The sequence below is a fragment of the Vibrio sp. PBL-C16 genome (assembly GCF_034321865.1).
In the GTDB taxonomy this organism is placed as follows: domain Bacteria; phylum Pseudomonadota; class Gammaproteobacteria; order Enterobacterales; family Vibrionaceae; genus Vibrio; species Vibrio alginolyticus.
In genome coordinates this window covers 822,077-841,440 of record NZ_JAXLNY010000001.1, presented here as the reverse complement: position 1 = coordinate 841,440, position 19,364 = coordinate 822,077, and the positions used below count along the sequence as shown (strand labels likewise).

At 45.5% G+C, this 19,364-nt stretch carries 13 protein-coding genes; 8 read left to right on the top strand and 5 right to left on the bottom strand.

Going from position 1 to position 19,364, the window contains the following annotated elements; translation table 11 throughout:
• Positions 1–81: 81 nt before the first annotated feature.
• The 7 genes from UQW94_RS03510 to UQW94_RS03480 all read left to right on the top strand — a co-directional run bounded on the left by UQW94_RS03510 (position 82) and on the right by UQW94_RS03480 (position 11,903).
• Positions 82–1,653: an ATP-binding cassette domain-containing protein gene (locus tag UQW94_RS03510; protein WP_213873886.1), complete on the top strand. Its 1,572-nt coding sequence runs from the start codon at positions 82–84 to the stop codon at positions 1,651–1,653.
• Positions 1,654–1,859: 206 nt separating this feature from the next.
• On the top strand, positions 1,860–4,019 hold the full coding sequence (locus tag UQW94_RS03505) for a prolyl oligopeptidase family serine peptidase (protein ID WP_322142002.1): 2,160 nt from the start codon (positions 1,860–1,862) through the stop codon (positions 4,017–4,019).
• Positions 4,020–4,547: 528 nt separating this feature from the next.
• A complete protein-coding gene (locus UQW94_RS03500; RefSeq protein ID WP_322142001.1) occupies positions 4,548–5,339 on the top strand; it encodes a hypothetical protein in 792 nt (263 codons plus the stop codon).
• A 90-nt stretch (positions 5,340–5,429) separates the two neighbouring features.
• Positions 5,430–6,572 carry an efflux RND transporter periplasmic adaptor subunit VmeP gene (gene vmeP, locus UQW94_RS03495; RefSeq protein ID WP_322142000.1) on the top strand — a complete coding sequence of 381 codons (1,143 nt, stop codon included), beginning with the start codon at positions 5,430–5,432 and terminating at the stop codon, positions 6,570–6,572.
• Positions 6,573–6,582: 10 nt separating this feature from the next.
• On the top strand, positions 6,583–9,723 hold the full coding sequence (gene vmeQ, locus UQW94_RS03490; protein ID WP_322141999.1) for an efflux RND transporter permease subunit VmeQ: 3,141 nt from the start codon (positions 6,583–6,585) through the stop codon (positions 9,721–9,723).
• Positions 9,724–9,843: 120 nt separating this feature from the next.
• Complete coding sequence (locus UQW94_RS03485) at positions 9,844–10,929, top strand: OmpP1/FadL family transporter (RefSeq protein WP_213915538.1); 1,086 nt, start codon at positions 9,844–9,846, stop codon at positions 10,927–10,929.
• Positions 10,930–11,105: 176 nt separating this feature from the next.
• Positions 11,106–11,903, top strand: a complete 798-nt coding sequence (locus UQW94_RS03480; RefSeq protein ID WP_213901292.1) for a hypothetical protein — start codon at positions 11,106–11,108, stop codon at positions 11,901–11,903.
• A 47-nt stretch (positions 11,904–11,950) separates the two neighbouring features.
• On the opposite strand, the gene speG is transcribed toward UQW94_RS03480, so the two are convergent.
• Positions 11,951–12,490: a spermidine N1-acetyltransferase gene (gene speG / locus UQW94_RS03475; RefSeq protein WP_005375417.1), complete on the bottom strand. Its 540-nt coding sequence runs from the start codon at positions 12,488–12,490 to the stop codon at positions 11,951–11,953.
• 246 nt (positions 12,491–12,736) lie between these two features.
• On the opposite strand from speG, the gene UQW94_RS03470 reads away from it, so the two are divergent.
• Positions 12,737–12,889: a hypothetical protein gene (locus tag UQW94_RS03470; RefSeq protein ID WP_005375418.1), complete on the top strand. Its 153-nt coding sequence runs from the start codon at positions 12,737–12,739 to the stop codon at positions 12,887–12,889.
• A 112-nt stretch (positions 12,890–13,001) separates the two neighbouring features.
• Here the strand turns inward: UQW94_RS03470 and UQW94_RS03465 are convergent, their stop codons facing one another.
• From UQW94_RS03465 to UQW94_RS03450, 4 genes are all read right to left on the bottom strand, one after another.
• Positions 13,002–14,051, bottom strand: a complete 1,050-nt coding sequence (locus UQW94_RS03465; protein ID WP_256901008.1) for a sensor domain-containing diguanylate cyclase — start codon at positions 14,049–14,051, stop codon at positions 13,002–13,004.
• A 282-nt stretch (positions 14,052–14,333) separates the two neighbouring features.
• Entirely contained in the window at positions 14,334–15,185 is an 852-nt protein-coding gene (locus UQW94_RS03460; protein WP_005375420.1) for a carbenicillin-hydrolyzing class A beta-lactamase CARB-42, read from the bottom strand.
• Positions 15,186–15,511: 326 nt separating this feature from the next.
• Positions 15,512–16,078: a copper-resistant cuproprotein CopI gene (copI, locus tag UQW94_RS03455; protein ID WP_256901007.1), complete on the bottom strand. Its 567-nt coding sequence runs from the start codon at positions 16,076–16,078 to the stop codon at positions 15,512–15,514.
• 76 nt (positions 16,079–16,154) lie between these two features.
• Entirely contained in the window at positions 16,155–19,364 is a 3,210-nt protein-coding gene (locus UQW94_RS03450) for an efflux RND transporter permease subunit (RefSeq protein ID WP_322141998.1), read from the bottom strand.

Genomic DNA, 19,364 nt, shown 5'->3' with positions numbered 1-19,364 from the left:
CTTAATGCGTTTGTGCACGCGTTTTGTTGCAATTTCAAATCATAGCTACGGCTGTTGTCCCTGTCATACAGGAGGCAAATTATGCCAGTTTTACAAGCTTTTAATGTTAGCCATCAGTTTGATAATGGCGATACGCTATTCCAGTCTATTTCTTGTTCCATGACTAAACGACGTGTTGGTTTGGTTGGGCGTAATGGCATTGGCAAGTCGCTTTTGGCTTCCATTTTAGCGGGAGAAATTCAGCCTGCCAGCGGTGTTGTGACTGCTCCCTCTTCTTTCATGATGTATCGCCAGCAGCCGTCTGATCTGCTTTCAGGTCAGCAATCGATCGCCCAGTTTCTGGGCAAAGATGCGGTCTTGCATGCTTTAAAGCAGATTGAACAAGGTGATGTTTCTGAACATTGGTTCGAACTGGTTGGCGAGCAGTGGGATATTGAATTAAAACTCAAACAGCAGCTCGCTGCGATGGGCTTGCCGCAAGACCCTGATTTCTCTTGTGCTCGGCTCAGTGGTGGTCAGTTGGCGCGTTTGCAGTTATGGCAGTTATTTGAAAGCGAAACGGAGCTTTTGATTCTCGATGAACCATCCAATCACCTCGATACCGAGGCGAAACAATGGTTGATAGAGTCTATGACGCATTTCAGCGGCGCGATTTTACTCATCAGTCACGATCGTGAGCTGTTGCGAGAGATGGAGGAAATTTGGGAACTCTCGGGCCTAGGTTTACAGGCTTTTGGTGGAAATTACGATGTGTACGCCGAGAAAAAACGCACTGAACTGCAAGCGGTCGAGAGGCAGTTAGCGCAAGTCGATAAACAGAAAAAACGGTTAGCCGAGCAAGCCCAGAAAAATCGCGAAAAAGCAGACCAACGCGCCGCGCAAGGGAACAAACTGCGCAAAGACGGCAGTCAGCCCAAAATTTTGCTTGATGGAAAAAAGGATAGCGCGACCGCCAGCGCTTCAAATCGCAATAAGAATGAGCAACTCAGACAAGCGCATTTACAAGCCAAAGAACAGGCGTTGCAATCGCGACATGAGCAACTCAAGGCGCAAAAGCTTTATCTTACAGATAATCCGAACCGTTCGCGAAAAGTGTTGTCGATACAAGAAGGTATATTACCTTTTGGGAATTCTACGCCTATCACGTTGCAGATTTTTGCGAACGACAAAGTCCATCTCAAAGGGAGAAATGGCTGCGGAAAATCAACCTTGTTAAAGACGTTGCTTGGCGAGTTATCGTTGCAGAGTGGTGAGTTGCAAGTGAATACGCCTTTGTATTATCTCGACCAACATTTTGGTGCAGTGAATCCAAATCTTTCGTTACTTGAGAACGTAATGGAGAGCTGCCAAGAGATGACGGAAAGTGAAGCGAGGACCTTATTGGCCGGGATCGGTTTTCGTCGAGATGCTGTGTTTCGATTGGGGCGCCTACTGAGCGGTGGCGAGAAGATGAAGCTCGCGATGCTGATAGTTAGCCACCAAAATTCTCAGCCTTTGCTGCTGCTTGATGAACCAGATAACCATCTCGACCTCGAGTCAAAAATAATGCTTAGTCAGGCGTTAAATACATACAAAGGTGGATTTGTTCTGATCAGTCACGACCAAGATTTCGCTTCTGAGTCTGGGGTTTTGCGCCAAATCGAGCTGACTTAGACGAAAGAGAGTAAACGCCATCGTAGCTCTTCAGTATTGTTCCCAAGTTCTACACCGCCACTTACTAGTTTGTAGAACTGGAAGGAAATGAGGGAGTTAGGATGGCTTTCACAACTCGTTTAATGAAATTAGATTCATTTTGTCGATATATAGTAGAGTTCTGATGTATTGCACAAAAAGACAACAGAAAAATAAAAAGGAATTTCATGAAAAAGAATACCCTAGCACTCACAACGGCTCTCGTACTCGGAAGTGTGTTGTCTGTGGCGTATGCAAATGAAGCGGCGCAATCGTCGGTTGAACAGGTAACCCCGAAAACCATCACGTATCCAACTACACAAAAAGTGGATGTTGTCGATGACAACTTTGGTACAAAAGTGAGTGATCCTTATCGCTGGTTGGAAGACGATCTCAGCCCAGAAACCGCAGAATGGGTTAAGGCACAAAATGCAGTGACGTTTGATTATCTGTCGAAAATCCCTTACCGCGAGCAGATTGAAGAGCGCATTACTAAGCTCATGGATTACGAAAAGCAAAGCCAACCGTTCAAAGAGGGTAAGTTCACTTATTTCTACAAAAATGACGGGCTACAAAACCAAGATGTGCTTTATCGGAAGTTAGGTGATGGCGAAGCAGAAATTTTCCTCGATCCAAATACTTTTAGTGAAGATGGCACCACATCGTTAGCGGGAGTGAGCTTTTCACGTGATGGTTCTTTGGTTGCATACAGCATTTCGGAAGGCGGTAGCGATTGGCGCAAAGTCATTGTGTTAGACACAGAAACCAAAAAGCCCGTCGGCGAAACGCTGGTGGATATTAAGTTCAGTGGCATCAGTTGGCTCGGCAATCAAGGTTTCTATTACTCAAGTTATGACAAGCCAAAAGGGAGTGAACTTTCCGCGAAGACAGACCAACACAAGCTCTACTTTCATAAACTTGGAACGAAACAAAGTGAAGACCAATTAATTTTCGGTGGTGTAAAGGACGAAAAGTATCGCTACGTTGGGGGTCACACGTCGGAAGATGAACGCTACTTGTTTATCTCAGCCAGCGTATCGACGTCGGGTAACAAACTGTTCGTCAAAGACCTGAGTAAGCCAAATAGCCCGCTGAAAACCATTTTAGATAACACCAGTTCTGATACTTGGGTGATAGACAACCAAGGCACGAAACTGTACTTGGTTACGAACCTTAATGCGCCGAACAAACGCGTCGTGACGGTGGATGCGAGTCAGCCGCAGCCCAAAAACTGGAAAGATGTGATTCCTGAAACAAAGAACGTGTTACGTGTTTCTACCGCGGGTGGCAATTTGTTTGCGAGCTATATTGTTGATGCGATCTCGATGGTGAAGCAATACGACATGAACGGCAAACTCATCCGAGAAATCAAATTGCCTGATATTGGCAGCGCATACGGTTTCTCGGGGAAAAAAGAAGAAACCGAAGTCTACTATTCTTTCACCAACTACAAGATGCCAAGCACGACCTATCGTCTGAACATCAAAGACGGTGATAGCGAGGTGTACTACAAATCTAAAGCGCCATTTGATCCTGCTTTGTATGAATCTCGCCAGGTGTTTTACACCTCAAAAGACGGAACAAAAGTGCCGATGATCATCACCTATAAAAAAGGGACACCGATGGACGGCAGTGCACCAACCATCCTATATGGTTATGGCGGTTTCAACATTAGCCTCACGCCATCTTTTAGCCCGACACGTGCGGCTTGGTTAGAGCTTGGTGGTGTTTACGCGGTAGCGAACATTCGTGGTGGTGGGGAGTATGGTAAAGAGTGGCACAACGCTGGCATTCAAATGCAAAAGCAAAATGTGTTTGATGACTTTATTGCTGCGGCTGAATTCCTAATTGATGAAGAGGTAACGTCATCAAACAAGTTAGCCATTAACGGTGGATCGAATGGTGGCTTGTTAGTGGGGGCCGTTATGACGCAACGTCCAGAGCTGTTTAAAGTGGCGCTGCCAGCAGTCGGCGTACTGGATATGCTGCGTTACCATACTTTTACCGCAGGTGCTGGTTGGGCGTATGACTACGGCACGGCAGAGCAAAGTAAAGAGATGTTCCAATATCTGAAAAGTTATTCGCCGGTGCACAATGTAAAAGCAGGGGTGGAATACCCAGCAACATTGATTACAACCGGTGATCATGATGACCGTGTTGTTCCTGCTCACTCATACAAATTTGCTGCTGAGTTGCAATCGAAGCAAGCGGGTTCAAATCCGACCTTAATTCGCATCGAAACCAATGCAGGACATGGTGCAGGCACACCAACGCGTAAAATAATTGAGACAAATGCAGATATTTATAGTTTTGCACTGTTCAATATGGGAATAGAGAAACTGCAATAGTGCGAATTGTTTGCGTTTTAGTTATCGAAACGCATCGGCGCTTTATCGCTCGATAATAAAAGGGAATCACAGAGAGTGATTCCCTTTTTATTTATTATAGGCCTACTATTCTAATCTGATGCTAGGCTAATCAAACTAAGATTTTTTAAATTATTATAATGTTCTAATTAATCTGAAGAGTGTTGTACGATCGAAATGAAACATTGATCGCGATCAACTAAATCCATTGCACTCTCTATTTATATGGTAAAATTAATTAATCATTCGTTCTAATGATAATTGAATTTTCATAAGTTTTAATATTTCCTTCTTCATTGTTATTACCAAATTTCAAGTTATATAAGATATAAGTAGCGGTGATTGAACTTTTACGATGCTTTATTTTATTTTAATTAAAACGTCGAATGTTTCGTCATTATTGAATTTGCTTTGATAATTTATGTTATCCAAAGCGAGTTGTGTTGCTTGCTATTTATGATGACCTCATGACGTGAATAATTTTATAATCATTAAAATGGATACAGTTTTATGAATTTAGTGAAACCGTCTGTTGCCATTGTGGTTGCAACCCTACAACTCGCGTCTTCTGCCTATGCGCAGACAAACAATAACGAAGAACTTCAAGATATGTCTGACCCACTTGCGGTATACACCCAAGCTGGCTTTGGTATTACTGATAAAGGCGCGAACATCAAAATCGGTCAAACTTACCAATCTAGCCAGCCTGGTACCATGGCGATGAACATCATTGAAATGAAAGGCATTGGTGGTGAGCTATTTGGCATTCGCGACAATGACGATCCAATATATGCCAACGTTGATGACAGCATTGACTCTTTCCGACTACGTAATTTCCAAGTAGAAGTCGCAAAAGGTCTAGGCCGTCAATTAGATGTAAACTACGACGTTGATAACGATAAATTAGATGCATCTTATAGCTTTATTCAAGGTCTACCTAAGTTTGGTATGTTGCAGCTATTTCCTTTAGCTGGTGCGGGTGTCACTATTGCTAATGATTTTAGTGGTGATGACAAAGGTTATGAAATTCCAGGTACTTTCACTGTTGTGGGTATGTACTCAAAAATTGAATTAACCGATAAAATCTGGATTAACTACAACCCAATGTATATGCATACGTTGTCAGGGTCTAGTCAATATAAAGATACTTATTATGCGGGTGAAGATAATATCTTGACTCATGAGTTTGCGTTGTCTTATCAAATTAATCCTCGCGCAAATATTCGTTACTTTGCAAACTGGAATGAGCACGTTAATTTCGGTGATGGTGATCACCGCATCGAATTTAACTACCAATTCTAACTCCCTCGTTTATTTCCAGAATGGAAAGTGTGTTTATCCATATATTTAAATATTTAGGCCAAAGCACTTTCTACATAAAGTAGGTTTATCATGAAAGCCAAATATAAATTTGCGTTGGTATCTATTGCTATATCTTCTGCATTACTATCAGGATGCAAAACTGGCGATATCGTAACGAAAACAGCCCAAGCACCCTCTGTTGAAACCGTTACCCTAACCGAAACAAAAATCACTCCTTATCATAATTTTATCGGTCGAACTGAAGCGGTAAATGACGTTGATATTATGCCGCGAGTCGGTGGTGAATTAACCGCGATTCATTTTAAAGATGGCGATATGGTCGAAAAAGGCCAATTGTTGTTTGAAATCGACGACCGTCCTTACAAAGCGGCACTGGCGTATGCAAAAGCGTCGTTGCAAAAAGCAAAAGCGCAACTCGTTCAAACTACGCGTGATGCAGAACGTGTGAAGAAACTCATCAAAGATAAAAGCATCAGTGAGCAGCAATACGATGACGCCATTGCCGCGCAAGCCGCAGCGATTGCTTCGGTAGAAGAGGCGAAGGCGACGCTGGTTTCAGCAAGGCTCGATCTTGAATTTAGCTCTGTGCGTGCTCCTTTCTCTGGTCGCGTGGGTTTCAGCAACTTCCGAGTGGGTGACCGTATTTCGAAAATTCAACTCGTTCCTCTTGTTTCGATCACTCAAGTAGACCCAATTCGCTTTGGCTTTGATGTGGATGAGAAGCTCTACCGCCGCGTAAGAAGTGCGATTGATGTAGCTCATCGTAACGATGACAAACTGGATGTTGATTTAACACTGACGCTTTCAGACGGTTCATTGTATCCGCTTGATGGCAAGATCTACGCCGTTGGCAATAAGATCGATTTAGAAACAGGCTCAATTCGAGCAGAAGCACAATTCGATAATCCAACTTACGCGCTTATGCCGGGTGAATATGGCAACTTGACCATCAAGCTGCGCAACAAAACCATTGATGGTTTGCTTATCCCATCGGCGGCTGTTCAACAAGACCAAGTGGGTGACTACGTCATGGTGGTTGGTGATGATCACGTGGTGTCTCATCGTAACGTTGAACTCGGTCAGACCTACGGTGTGAAACGTGCTGTGCTGACTGGCTTGGCGGCTAACGAAAAAGTCATCGTCAATGGTCTACAAAAAGTGCGTCCGGGTGCAACGGTGAAAGACGTTGAACTACAGAGTGAACAAGGCTGAGTGAGTACTGATGTTAAGTAAATTTTTCATTCACCGGCCGAAGTTTGCTTTGGTGATCTCACTGGCGATGACATTGATGGGTATGATCGCCCTGAAAGTCTTGCCAATTTCTGAGTATCCTCAAATCTCTCCAACGGTAATTACGGTGAGCACCATGTATCCGGGTGCAAACGCGGACGTGGTTAAAAAGACCGTAGCACAACCGATAGAAGCCAAAGTCAACGGCGTTGAAGACATGATTTACATGTCTTCTGTGATTGGTAACGATGGCTCATACACATTGCGTATTTACTTCCGAGTGGGCGCAGATGGCGATATGGCGCAGGTTCGTGTGAACAACTTGGTGGCACAGGCGACGTCGTCTCTACCACAAGAAGTAAACCAAATCGGTGTGACGGTTAAGAAGAAATCTTCCGACATGCTGGGCGTTATCACACTGCGTTCTCCGAAACAGTCTTACGACAGTATCTACCTTTCTAACTACGCGGATCTCAATATCGTTGAGCGTCTAAAACGTATCGAAGGTATGAGTGACATTACGCTGCTGGGTAAGAAAGACTACTCAATGCGTATTTGGTTGAACCCAAATAAACTGGCTACCTTGAAGCTTTCTGCTAGCGATGTTATTGGCGCAATTAAAACGCAAAACATCCAAGTGGCGGCGGGTAAGATCGGTGGTATGCCAGCTCCGGGTGACCAGCAATATCAATATGTTTTGCAAACCAAAGGCCGCCTCACTTCTGCGGAAGAGTTCGAGAACATCATCATTCGTGCGAGCAAGAAAGGTTCTTTGATTCGCTTGAAAGATGTGGCTCGTGTCGAAGTTGGCGCACAAGGTTACGAAGCTGATGGTCGTATGAATAACGAACCAGCCGCCGTTCTGGCCTTGTACCAGTTGCCGACCGCGAACGCGCTAGACGTGATGGAACGCGTGAAAGAGGCCATGAAAGAGTACGAGAAATCGTTCCCAGATGATTTGGTCTATGACATCGCGTATGACTCTACCGAATACGTAGAGACATCGATTGATGAAGTGTATGAGACGCTGGTGATTGCGGTACTTCTTGTCACCTTCGTTGTGTACGTTTTCTTGCAGAACTGGCGAGCGACCATTATTCCAACCTTAGCGATTCCGGTTTCCATCATTGCGACTTTCGCAATCATGGGCGTGATGGGCATGACCATTAACACGATCTCGTTGTTTGGCTTGATCCTCGCCATCGGTATCGTGGTGGACGATGCGATCATCGTGGTAGAGAACGTGGAGCGGGTTATTCATGAAGAGCATTTAGACCCGATTCCGGCCACTATCCAAGCTATGAAAGAAGTGACGGGGCCAGTATTGGCAACAACGCTTATTTTGTTGGCGGTATTCGTACCGGTTGCGCTATTGCCGGGTATTTCTGGTCGAATGTTCAACCAGTTCGCGGTCACCATCTGTGTATCGGTGCTGATCTCTGCGATCAACGCATTGACGTTAACGCCAGCGCTTTGTGCGTTGATGTTGAAATCTACTCACTCGCAACCTATTGCGCCTTTGCGTGCGTTTAACCGAGGTTTTGAAGCAATAACGCGCAAATACCAAGGTTTAGTTGGCTTCTTGAGCCGTCGTATTGTGCTGAGTATCGGTGTTTATGGCGCGCTTATTGCGGTGCTGGCATTTGCGTTCATGACCGTACCTTCTTCTTTCGTACCGAACGAAGATAAAAGCGTGTTCATGGTCGAAATGCGTTTGCCAGACGCAGCAGCATTGCAGCGTACTGCACCATTAATGAAGAAGTACGTTGATGAGCTAAAACAGATGGAAGGTGTGGAGAACGTGGTTTCGGTTGCGGGCTTCTCGGTAATTAACATGGCGTCGATTCCAAACTCGGGCATGTTGATCATCAAACTGGATAACTGGAGCAAACGTAAAGACCCTGAGCTACACCAACGTGCGTTGATGAACAAAGTTAACCAAATGCTGAACTCAACGCCAGATGCCGCTTCGTTCGTTTTCGCGACGCCGGCAATCAAAGGCATGGGTGCGGTGGATGGTTTCAACCTTGTGCTGCAAGACAACTTGGGCCGTTCTCCACAAGAGTTGGCAAAAACAACCGCTGATTTTGTTGCCCAAATCAATCAACTGCCTGAAGTGGCGCGTGCGTTCTCGATTTTCCGTGCGAACATTCCGCAACGTTACATCGATATTGACCGCGATAAAGCGATTTCGATGGGCGTACCGTTGAATGAAATCTTCAGCACACTGCAAGCACAGTTGGGCGGTGCATACATTTCTGACTTCAACTTGTTTGGTCGTTCGTACCAAGTGAAAGTGCAAGCAGAAGAGCAATACCGTGACAACATCGACGACATCAACCATCTGTTTGTTCGTTCAAGCTATGGAAAAATGGTGTCACTGGCAACGCTAGTGAAAGTGAAGCCGATCTTCGGCCCGGATACCTTGTCGAACTACAACATGTTCAGTTCTGCAACCGTGAACGGTGCGCCAGCGCCAGGTTACAGCTCGGGTGATGTTGTAAAAGCCATTGAAAAACTGGCTGCAGAATCTTTGCCAAGTGGTTACTCGTACGAGTGGTCCGGCATGACTTACCAAGAGATGAAAGCAGGCAACATGGCACCAATCGCGTTCGCATTGTCTTTGCTGTTCACCTACTTGTTCTTGGTGGCTCAGTACGAAAGTTGGACCATTCCTGCTGCGGTAATGATGGCGGTTCCAGTCGCGATTCTCGGCGCAATGGGCACGCTACTGCTGGTGGGACAACCGTTCGATTTGTATGTGCAGATTGGTGTGGTCATCTTGATCGGTATGTCCGCCAAAGTGGCGATTCTTATCGTGGAATTTGCCAAAGTTCTGCGAGAAGAAAAGGGCTTATCCATCATTGATTCTGCCAAAGAAGCTGCTCGAATCCGTTTCCGTGCAGTACAGATGACCGCATTCGCCTTCATCTGGGGGGTATTCCCGTTGGTGATTGCATCGGGTGCCGGTGCGGCATCTCGTCACTCACTGGGCTTTGCAGTATTCGGCGGCATGATTCTCTCTACGTTTGTAGGCACGTTACTGACGCCAGTGTTCTTCGTGATGATGCAATCTCTGCGCGAGAAGTTTAAGCGAAAGAAACCCACTGAACTTGAGGTGAGCGAGCAATAACGCTGATTTCAACTGACTGACTCCACAACACCCCCACGCTGTGTGCGATTGGCCAATGCCTTTCATTGATATACAACCACCGTCGCAGCGTGGGTTCCCCTAACAATAATAGGTTTTAGCATGAAAAATCTTTCAAAAATCGTCGTAGCGAGCTCTCTACTGACGTGTGCTGCCGCGCAAGCGGGTGGGTTATACCTTTACGAAACTACAGCATCGGATATTGGTTTGGCATCCGCTGGTATGGCGGCTCGTGCGCAAGATGCCTCAGTAATGGCAGCAAACCCGGCTGGTCTGGCGAATGTTTCTGGTAAATCTTTCTCTGGTAACCTGATTGGCCTTTACGGTGACGCGCAACTAGACACGATGACTGGCGATGCGGGCAACGTGATTGGTTTTGTTCCTATGGCGTCGGCATTTTACAGCCAACAAGTGAACGACAAATGGACGCTGGGTATTGGTCTGTATGGCAATTACGGCCTTGGCCTTGAGTACGAAGGTCTTTTGAATAATCATTTAGATATTCCTACAGCAACGACGCAAGCCTTGACCATTCAACCTTCCGCTTCTTACCGCATCAATGATCACTGGTCTGTGGGTGCGGCGCTTGGCATTCAGTACGGTATGTATGAAGTGGAAACGAAGGGAGCCCTGAACTTCAATGACGAAGACCAAGACACACAGGTTAACGGCCGAGTAGGTGTGCTTTATGAAGCAACAGCAGGCACGCGTCTTGGGTTGTCTTACTCTTCTGAAACCGAATTTGAATTCGACAATAGCAACTCCATTGCTCCACAACAACTGATCTTCAGTGCTTACCATGAAGTGAATGATGACCTAGCGGTGATGTGGAACGTGAACTGGCAAGACTGGAGCGAATACACAACCACGCTGAACGTAGAGACACAAGACACTTACCAAATCGCATTGGGTACTCAGTACAAACTGAATGAAAAAATGATGTGGAATGCAGGTTTTGCATTCGATACCAGCATGTATGAAAGTCAATCAAACGGTGACATTACCGTTCCTACTGGCAAGGCGTACCGCATTGGTACAGGCATTGATTACAAATTGGATTCAGAAAACTCAATTGGTTTCGCGTTTGAAGCGATCTTGATGGAATCGTCAGAAACTCCACGCTTCCAAGCGGGCTTTGATGAGCCTGCGCTGTACTTCATGAGCATGAGCTACAACTGGAAAAACTAATCATTCCTAATCGCTAAAACGCCTTCCTTACAGGCCATTCTACCCTAACTACCTGCACTGGATGCTGTCATGCCATCTAAGGTAGTTAGGGCGCTTCTGTCACATCCAGTGAGTGATGATTCAAAAAGTATCTGCGCAGCTAAGTGCGGGTATTCAACATCTCAAAGGACTAAAAAATGAAAAATAAACTAGCGTTAGTGTGTACGACTTTGTTGGTCAGTACGCTGGCTCATGGTGCCGAGCATCGAGTAAAAGACAATAAAAACAAGTTGGCGGATGACCCAACAAAAGTCATCACGAAATTTGGCGCGTCTTACGCAAACAACTACGATTTTGATGATCAAAACATCTCATTCTCGGGCTCACTTGCGCTTGACCAAGCGCGCAAAATTAACCTGCGTATCAATGATGATGCGAGCGAGTGGCGTATTGGTGGCTCGTGGTTGTTTCCGGTCGGTATCGTGAACTTCAACTTCGGTAAAAATGAATACGTAAACGGCGCGGATCAAACCAACTACAGCGTTGGTACCTTTATGCCGCTAAGTTATTTCGGGATTGAGCCAGCAGGCTTCCAAATTTTCCCAATGGCAGGCTATACGTACAACACTGGTGATGTTCCTGTTTGTGACGGTGCAGAAAGTAGCCACTGTAGCGAGCCTAACTTTACGGGCACTCCAAGTGCAGAGAATGGCTTCAATATGATGAGCTCTTCAGGCAGCAGCGGTTACGTTGGTGCATTTGCGCTGAAATCGTTTACCAAAGAGCTGACGTTAATCAGCTTCGCAGCAGGCACTTACGGCTCAGAAAACAGTGAAGGAGAGAACTACAAAGGCTTCTTTGGTGGTATTGGTCTTGGTTACCTCGTGAGCAAACGCCACTCTTTTAACGTAATGACGTTTGTCATGGACAACAACACCTATTTGGATGAAGCAGACAAGCGCATCGTATTATCATATCAATATCAATTTGAATAAATAAAAACGCAGCCCAAATAGCTGCGTTTTTACTTTGATAGAATGAACTAGTGAATTGAGTTGTTTTCTTCGATCTTTTTCTGGTACTGGTGTTTTAATATATACATGCGCTTAACATCGCTGTAAGCGCCGTTAATAAAGTATTCTTCTACAAGGTGACCTTCTTCGATAAAGCCGCACTTTTTGTATAAGTGAATAGCGACTTCGTTATCCACTGCGACTAATAAGTAGATTTTACGTAGATTAAGAATTGAGAATGAGTAATCTAACGCACGATTAATCATCTCTGTCGCATAACCTCGGCCTTGATGCTCTGGGGCGATGATTATCTGAAATTCCGCGCTGCGGTGAATGTAGTTAATCTCGATCAGCTCAACTAAGCCAATTACGATGCCGTCTTCATCTTCGACGACAAAACGCCTTTCAGCGTCATCATGTATATGTTTTCGATAAAGTTCTTCGAGCTCGTCATAAGATTCGTAAGGCTCTTCGAACCAGTAGGCCATGATATTTCGGTTGTTATTCAGTTCATGAATAAAGCGCAAATCAGAACGCTCTAATGCACGCATTTTTAGGCCTTTCTTCATCATTTTTCTCCAATGAGGGCGGAGAATACCTCCGCACTTGATGCTAGAAAATATTACCGTATTTCACAAGAATCGCGCATCTTTTTTTGGAAAATATCCTGTGATTTTCAATGTGGAAACTTAGAGTTCACGACAAATATAAATTAATCTTTACGATAAAAAACTCGATTAGGTGCTTTGCCTAATATCGTATTAAATACCGCGCAACGACTTAGTGTCTTAATCTAAACAAACAAGGTATTCAATATGTTTTCAATCGGTGACGTAGTAGTAGCGACTAAAGGTATCGATCTTGGCGAAATGGTTGTTACAGGTTTAAGCAGTGGCGGTTTTTACACACATGTAAAAGCAGGCGAAAAAACACTAACTTACCCAGCTAAAGATCTTAAGAAAGCATAATTAAATTTGCTCATTCTTATTTTTAACTGGCTTAAAGTTCGTATTAGTTATTTTAAGCGGGTTAGAATCGATAAAAGGTAGCGCAATGAGTCGCTACCTTTTTTTATTTTTTCTACCTTTCTTCACCAATATGAAACTCAACGCGATTTCTTCCGGTTTCTTTTGCCTTGTAAAGTGCTAAGTCGGCGCGTTTAACTAATGGTTCAAATGAGTCGTCGAGACGACAGACTTGAGTGACCCCAATACTCGCGGTGAAGCTCATATCACAACCTGAATGTTGAACGGTCGTCGTTTCTAGTGCATTACGAATCGTTTCTAATGTTTCTAGAGCTTGCTGCGATGAGCGACTTCTTAATACGATGGCAAACTCTTCACCACCAACTCTGGCAAGTAAGTCACAATCAAGTAGATGACTTTTAATAGTATTAACTGCATGGATCAGTGATTTATCGCCTGCGTCATGACCAAATCGGTCATTGAGGCTTTTAAAATTGTCGAGATCTAAAATAGCAACATGGAAGTCAATGCCCTGGGTTCGGTATTCATTTAGGCGGCTTTCGATTTGTCGCATGAACTCTCTGCGGTTTGGAATACCTGTTAGATCATCCGTCGTGGCGAGGTGCTCCATTTTCATAATCTGTATATGAAGGGCAATGTTTAAAGCAATCCAATTAGCGATGCACTGAAGCTGTGCCGCTTGTTCGTTTGTGTAAATGTGCGTTTGATGATGCGCAACATTAAGCGTTCCTAGGCAGACTTTACCGTGCATTAAAGGCGCGTCCATACACGTACCCATACCATTGGATGCGAGCATCACACAATCGATCTCATCAGATTGCGTAACATCATCGCAGATCATCAGTTGTTGCTTTTTGAACACTCGGCCAACAAACGCTTGATGAATGGGCACTAAAAATTCAGCGGGAATCGCTTTACTACCAGAGAAAGAGTAGACCTTTAAATGATCATTGTTTTCATAAAGTGTGATACTCGCACGGTCAGAGTTAAATATGCGATTTATCCATTCTGCCACCGTATCAAGTACTTGCTGTAGTGTTTCCGATTGAGCTAAAAAGTGAACAAACCCTATCGGCATACATATAGGACTTTCCATGTTTTGCATCGATAAGTCATCAGGGTTAAAAGTTCTTTCAAGTCTCAATAGACATCTCCTTGGCAATGTTGCAAATACCAACAATAAATTACGTGAAGCTATTTTGTAGAAAATGTGCTTCTTGGTAAGAGTATGGTTTAATTATCGCCGTTTGTGTGCGTTTGGTTGCTTAATGTGGGCGTTAACTCACCCTAAATAAGTAAATCTTATACCTATTTATAAGTAAGTCATTACTCAATAAGTGGTGTTTTTAAGATGGAAGTACAGAATGAGCCCTTCTGGAAGAGAAGGGCTAGAAAAGGATACAAATGGGGTCAGGTGAGTAGAGACTTAATTGTCTTTGTACTTTTGTAAAATCAACTGACTTATCTGCGCAACGAGTTGGTCCCTAGCTTGAAGTGAGAGCTCGGTTTCTGTGACATAAATACTAATGTAAACAGGTCGATGATTTTCCTTCCATATAATCGCGTTAATGCCACGCGAACCATGACCTCCCGCACCAGAACGGTCTGCAATAGACCAACCTGTTGGTAATACAGAACGCATTAACGAGTCTGAAACTTTGTTGTCCTGCATCCAGATTTTTAATTGTACACGAGACTCATAAGACAACGTTTCGCCTTCGACCAAAGTTCGAAGAGTGTTTAGTATGGCGTTAGGTGTGGTTGTGTCGCGGCTGTCGCCTGGTGTGGCTTCGTTCAAGCGAGGTTCTATTCTGTCTAGGCGCGTTGCTTTATCTCCAATTGTTCGCAGAAACATTGTTACGGCCTTAGGGCCGCCAATTTCATTTAATACTAAGTTGGCTGCGGTATTATCACTCATTAACATAGCGGCTTCACACGCGTGCTCTATGCGTGTGTTTTGGCCTGCGAGCTTATCCATCACTGGAGACCATACAACGATACTGCGCTCATCGACTTTTGCGGTCGCATTTTTACTTAGCTTACCGCTGTCCATATCACTTAGCATTTTGGCACAAGCTAGGGTTTTGAATGTGCTCATGAGTGGGAAGCGTTCATCGCCACGGTAATCCCAACGCTCGTCTGCTTGGGTATCCCAAACTGACACCCCAATTCTGCTTGAGGTTTGTTGCTCGAGGAGAGAAATGTCCTCATTCAGTTGGGACGCGTAACTTAGGGTTGAGCAAACCATTAGCCCAGCCAACAAAAATAACTTTTTCATGGATCGTGTTCTTCAATTTTAGTTTTAGTTCGCACGGTAGCGATGTCACGTAAACTATAACGAGCCAATACTCTAAACACTGTTAAATCTATGTCTATTTTATGTAGGATTCTTTGCAATACGCTTAAACGGTCTCAATATGGGGAGAAGAGTGTTGCTATCAAGGCCTGTAGTTTGGCTTATATATTACGTCGGTGATTCGGTCACAGAAATATCTTAGCGAGAGACACTGGCTCAGAATTTCTTATCATGAGCTAACGAATAGTTTGATCCAGAGAAATAAAAGGAGCTGAATCATCAGCTCCTTTGTCTATTTGGATAATTACTTACAGTTCAATCTTTTTAACCATGCCCGATTCTGCATGGCCCGGAATGTTGCACGCGAACTCAACCTTGTTGTCACCGTGGAAGTGCCACAGTAATTGCTTCGCTTTACCTGGTTCCACCGTAACTGCGTTGCCTGAGTCATGCATGTGATCGCCGCTCATTGTCTTCATCATTTCACGATGTTCTAGCTGCTCTTTGGCAGAACCGATTGTGAACTCGTGGTTGATCTTACCTGTGTTCATCACAACAAATTGCACCACATCGTTTGGCTCAATTTTAACGTCTTTCTTGAACTTGATGGTCATGTCATCACCCAAGATCACGTGTACCACCTTGTCTGGCTTTGCCCCTTTTGCTGGCATACCAACTGCCGACATGCCCGGCATATCCATCATGTTTGAATGGTCCATTTTACTGTGGTCCATCTTCATGCTGCCGTGGTCCATATTTTCATGCTTCATATTGCTATGATCCATGTTCGTGTGATCCATGTTTGAATGATCCATTTGGGCAAACGCAGTCGTTGTTGTTAGGGCTAGAGCAAGAGTGATTAGTGTCTTTTTCATTTTTATATCCTTGTTTTAATTCATTAATAACTTGGTTGCTTCCCCCCAAACGAATTGATTGAGGGGAAGGTAGGGGTTAAGCCTTGTTGCCAGTGCGATCTGTGCTGTCGGCGTTTTCGATTTGGTTGCCAGTTTGCGTGCTTGTTTGGCTCGGAGTTGAGTTGTTTGGGCGCAACTCACGTTGTTTCCACAGCTTGAAGATGGCTGGAAGTACCAACAGCGTCAGCAGCAGTGCCGATGCCATACCGCCAATCATTGGTGCGGCGATGCGTTGCATTACTTCTGATCCTGTACCTTCGCCGTACATGATCGGAATCAGACCAATAATGACTGTCAGTACCGTCATCATTACTGGGCGAACACGCAGGCCTGCACCTTCACGAATGGCATCGGTTAAGTCTTTTGCCTCAAGCTTCTGTTGGCTCTCTTCCGCATCCAGCTTCTTGTAGTGCCATGCTTGGTTGAGGTAGACGAGCATGATGACCCCAATTTCAACCGCGACACCTGCTAGGGCAATAAAGCCGACCCCAACGGCAATCGAGAAGTTGTAGTTGAGGATATGCATGAGCCATAAACCACCGACCATAGCGAGCGGTAGAGTAAGCATGATGATCATCACTTCGCCAACGCGACGGAAGCTGAAGTAAAGCAGCAGCATAATGATGGCGATAGTGATTGGTACCACGACACTCAAGCGATCTTTCGCACGTTCCATGTATTCGTATTGACCAGACCAAGCCAGCGAGTAACCCGCAGGAAGTTCCAATTGATCAGCCACGACTTGCTGTGCTTCCACGACGTAAGAGCCAAGGTCACGACCATCGATGTCGACAAAGACCCAGCCGTTTGGACGTGCGTTTTCTGTCTTGATCATCGGAGGGCCGTCTTCGTAACGAATGTCCGCTACATCAGCCAGCGCAATACGGGCGCCATTTGGTGTCACCAAAGGTAGGTTTTGCAGTTTAACCACTGAATCACGGTAGTCTTGTGGGTAACGAACGTTGATTGGGTAACGCTCCAAGCCTTCGATGGTTTCACCCACATTCATACCGCCCACCGCAGTGGAGATCACTTGCTGAACGTCTTTGATGCTCAAGCCGTAACGCGCTGCGGCACGACGTTTAATGTCGATCGTGACATAACGACCACCTGCTACACGTTCCGCATAAACCGATGCCGTGCCTTGTACGCCATTAAGAATTGGCTCCAACTGAGAGCCAATCGTCTCAATCACTTTCAGATCGGGTCCGGCGATCTTAATGCCGATAGGGGTTTTGATGCCCGTTGCCAGCATGTCGATACGCGTTTTGATCGGCATTACCCAAGCGTTAGTAAGACCAGGGAACTGAACCAGCTTGTCGAACTCTTTGCGCAGTGACTCGGTTGTTACCCCTTCACGCCATTGGTCCCGTGGCTTCAACTGAATCACGGTTTCAATCATGGTGAGTGGCGCTGGATCGGTTGCGGTCTCAGCTCGGCCAATTTTGCCCCATACGGTTTTCACTTCTGGAACGGTTTTGATCAGCTTGTTGGTTTGTTGTAGAAGCTCGCGCGCTTTACCAATTGAGATACCCGGATAGGTCGTTGGCATGTACATCAAGTCGCCTTCATCCAGCGGCGGGATGAACTCGCTACCCAGTTTACTGGTTGGGTAGTAAGCCGATGCCATTAGACCTAATGCGATAACAATCATGGTCTTAGGGTATTTTAAGCTGGTGTTCAACAGCGGGCGGTACAGCGCGACCAAGCCGCGGTTAACCGGGTTTTTGTGTTCCGGTAACACCTTACCGCGAATGAAGTAGCCCATAAGAACAGGGACGAGTGTGATCGCCAAACCTGCTGCCGCTGCCATGGCGTAAGTCTTAGTGAACGCAAGCGGCGAGAACATCTTGCCTTCCTGACCTTCTAAGGCGAACACCGGTACGAAGCTAAGAGTAATGATCAGCAATGAGAAGAACAGCGGTGCGCCAACTTCTTCTGCGGCTTTGCCAATTACTTGCCAGCGGTTTTTGTCGGTCAGTGGCGTTCGTTCAATGTGCTTATGAACGTTTTCAATCATCACGATTGCACCATCCACCATGGCTCCGATGGCTATCGCAATACCGCCCAAGGACATGATGTTGGCGTTGATGCCTTGCCAATGCATCACGATAAACGCAGTGAGAATGCCAACCGGTAGGCTCAGAGCGATAACCAATGAAGAACGAATGTGGAACAGGAACAACGCACATACAATCGCAACGACGATGAACTCTTCTGCAAGCTTCTTCCATAGGTTTTCTACCGCTGAATCGATAAGGGTAGAGCGGTCGTAGGTTGCGACAATTTCCACGCCTTCTGGCAGGCTGCGTTGTAGGTCTGCTAGTTTGTCTTTGACTTTCGCAATCACTTCACTGGCGTTTTCACCAAAGCGCATCACGATAACGCCACCTACCGCTTCACCTTCGCCATTCAGCTCAGAGATACCACGGCGCATTTGTGGGCCAAGGTTAATGTCTGCGATGTCCCCTAGTAGCAACGGCGTGCCTTTCTCAGTGACTTTGAGAGGCAGTGACTTGATGTCTTCAATGCTGGTTAGGTAACCCGTAGTACGAACCATGTGCTCGGCTTCAGCCACTTCGATAACGGACGCGCCGGTTTCTTGGTTGCCGTTTTGGATTGCCATGTTCACTTGTTGCAAAGTGAGGTTGTACGCACGCAGCTTGGCAGGATCAATCTGCACTTGATACTGCTTCACCATACCGCCGACGGTAGCGACTTCAGAAACGCCATCAACGGTTTGCAATTCGTACTTCAAGAACCAGTCTTGCAGGCTGCGAAGATCCGCCAAATCATGCTTGCCGGTTTTGTCTTGTAATACGTAGCTGTAAACCCAGCCCACACCCGTTGCATCAGGACCTAGCGTTGGTTTTGCGTTCGGTGGCAGCTTTGGTGCTACTTGGCTTAAGTACTCCAACACGCGTGAACGTGCCCAGTACATGTCGGTATCATCGTTGAAAATGATATAAACGTAAGAGTCACCAAAGAAGGAGTAGCCACGAACTGTCTCAGCACCCGGCACGGCAAGCATGGCGGTGGTGAGTGGGTAAGTAACTTGATCCTCGACGACTTGAGGAGCCTGACCCGGATAGCTTGTCTTGATGATCACTTGCACATCAGAAAGATCCGGAATCGCATCAACAGGCGTATTCTTTACACTGTAAAGTCCGCCTAATATAAGGGCTAAGGTCGCGACCAACACTAGGAATCTGTTGCTCAGTGACCAACGAATAATAGCATTGATCAT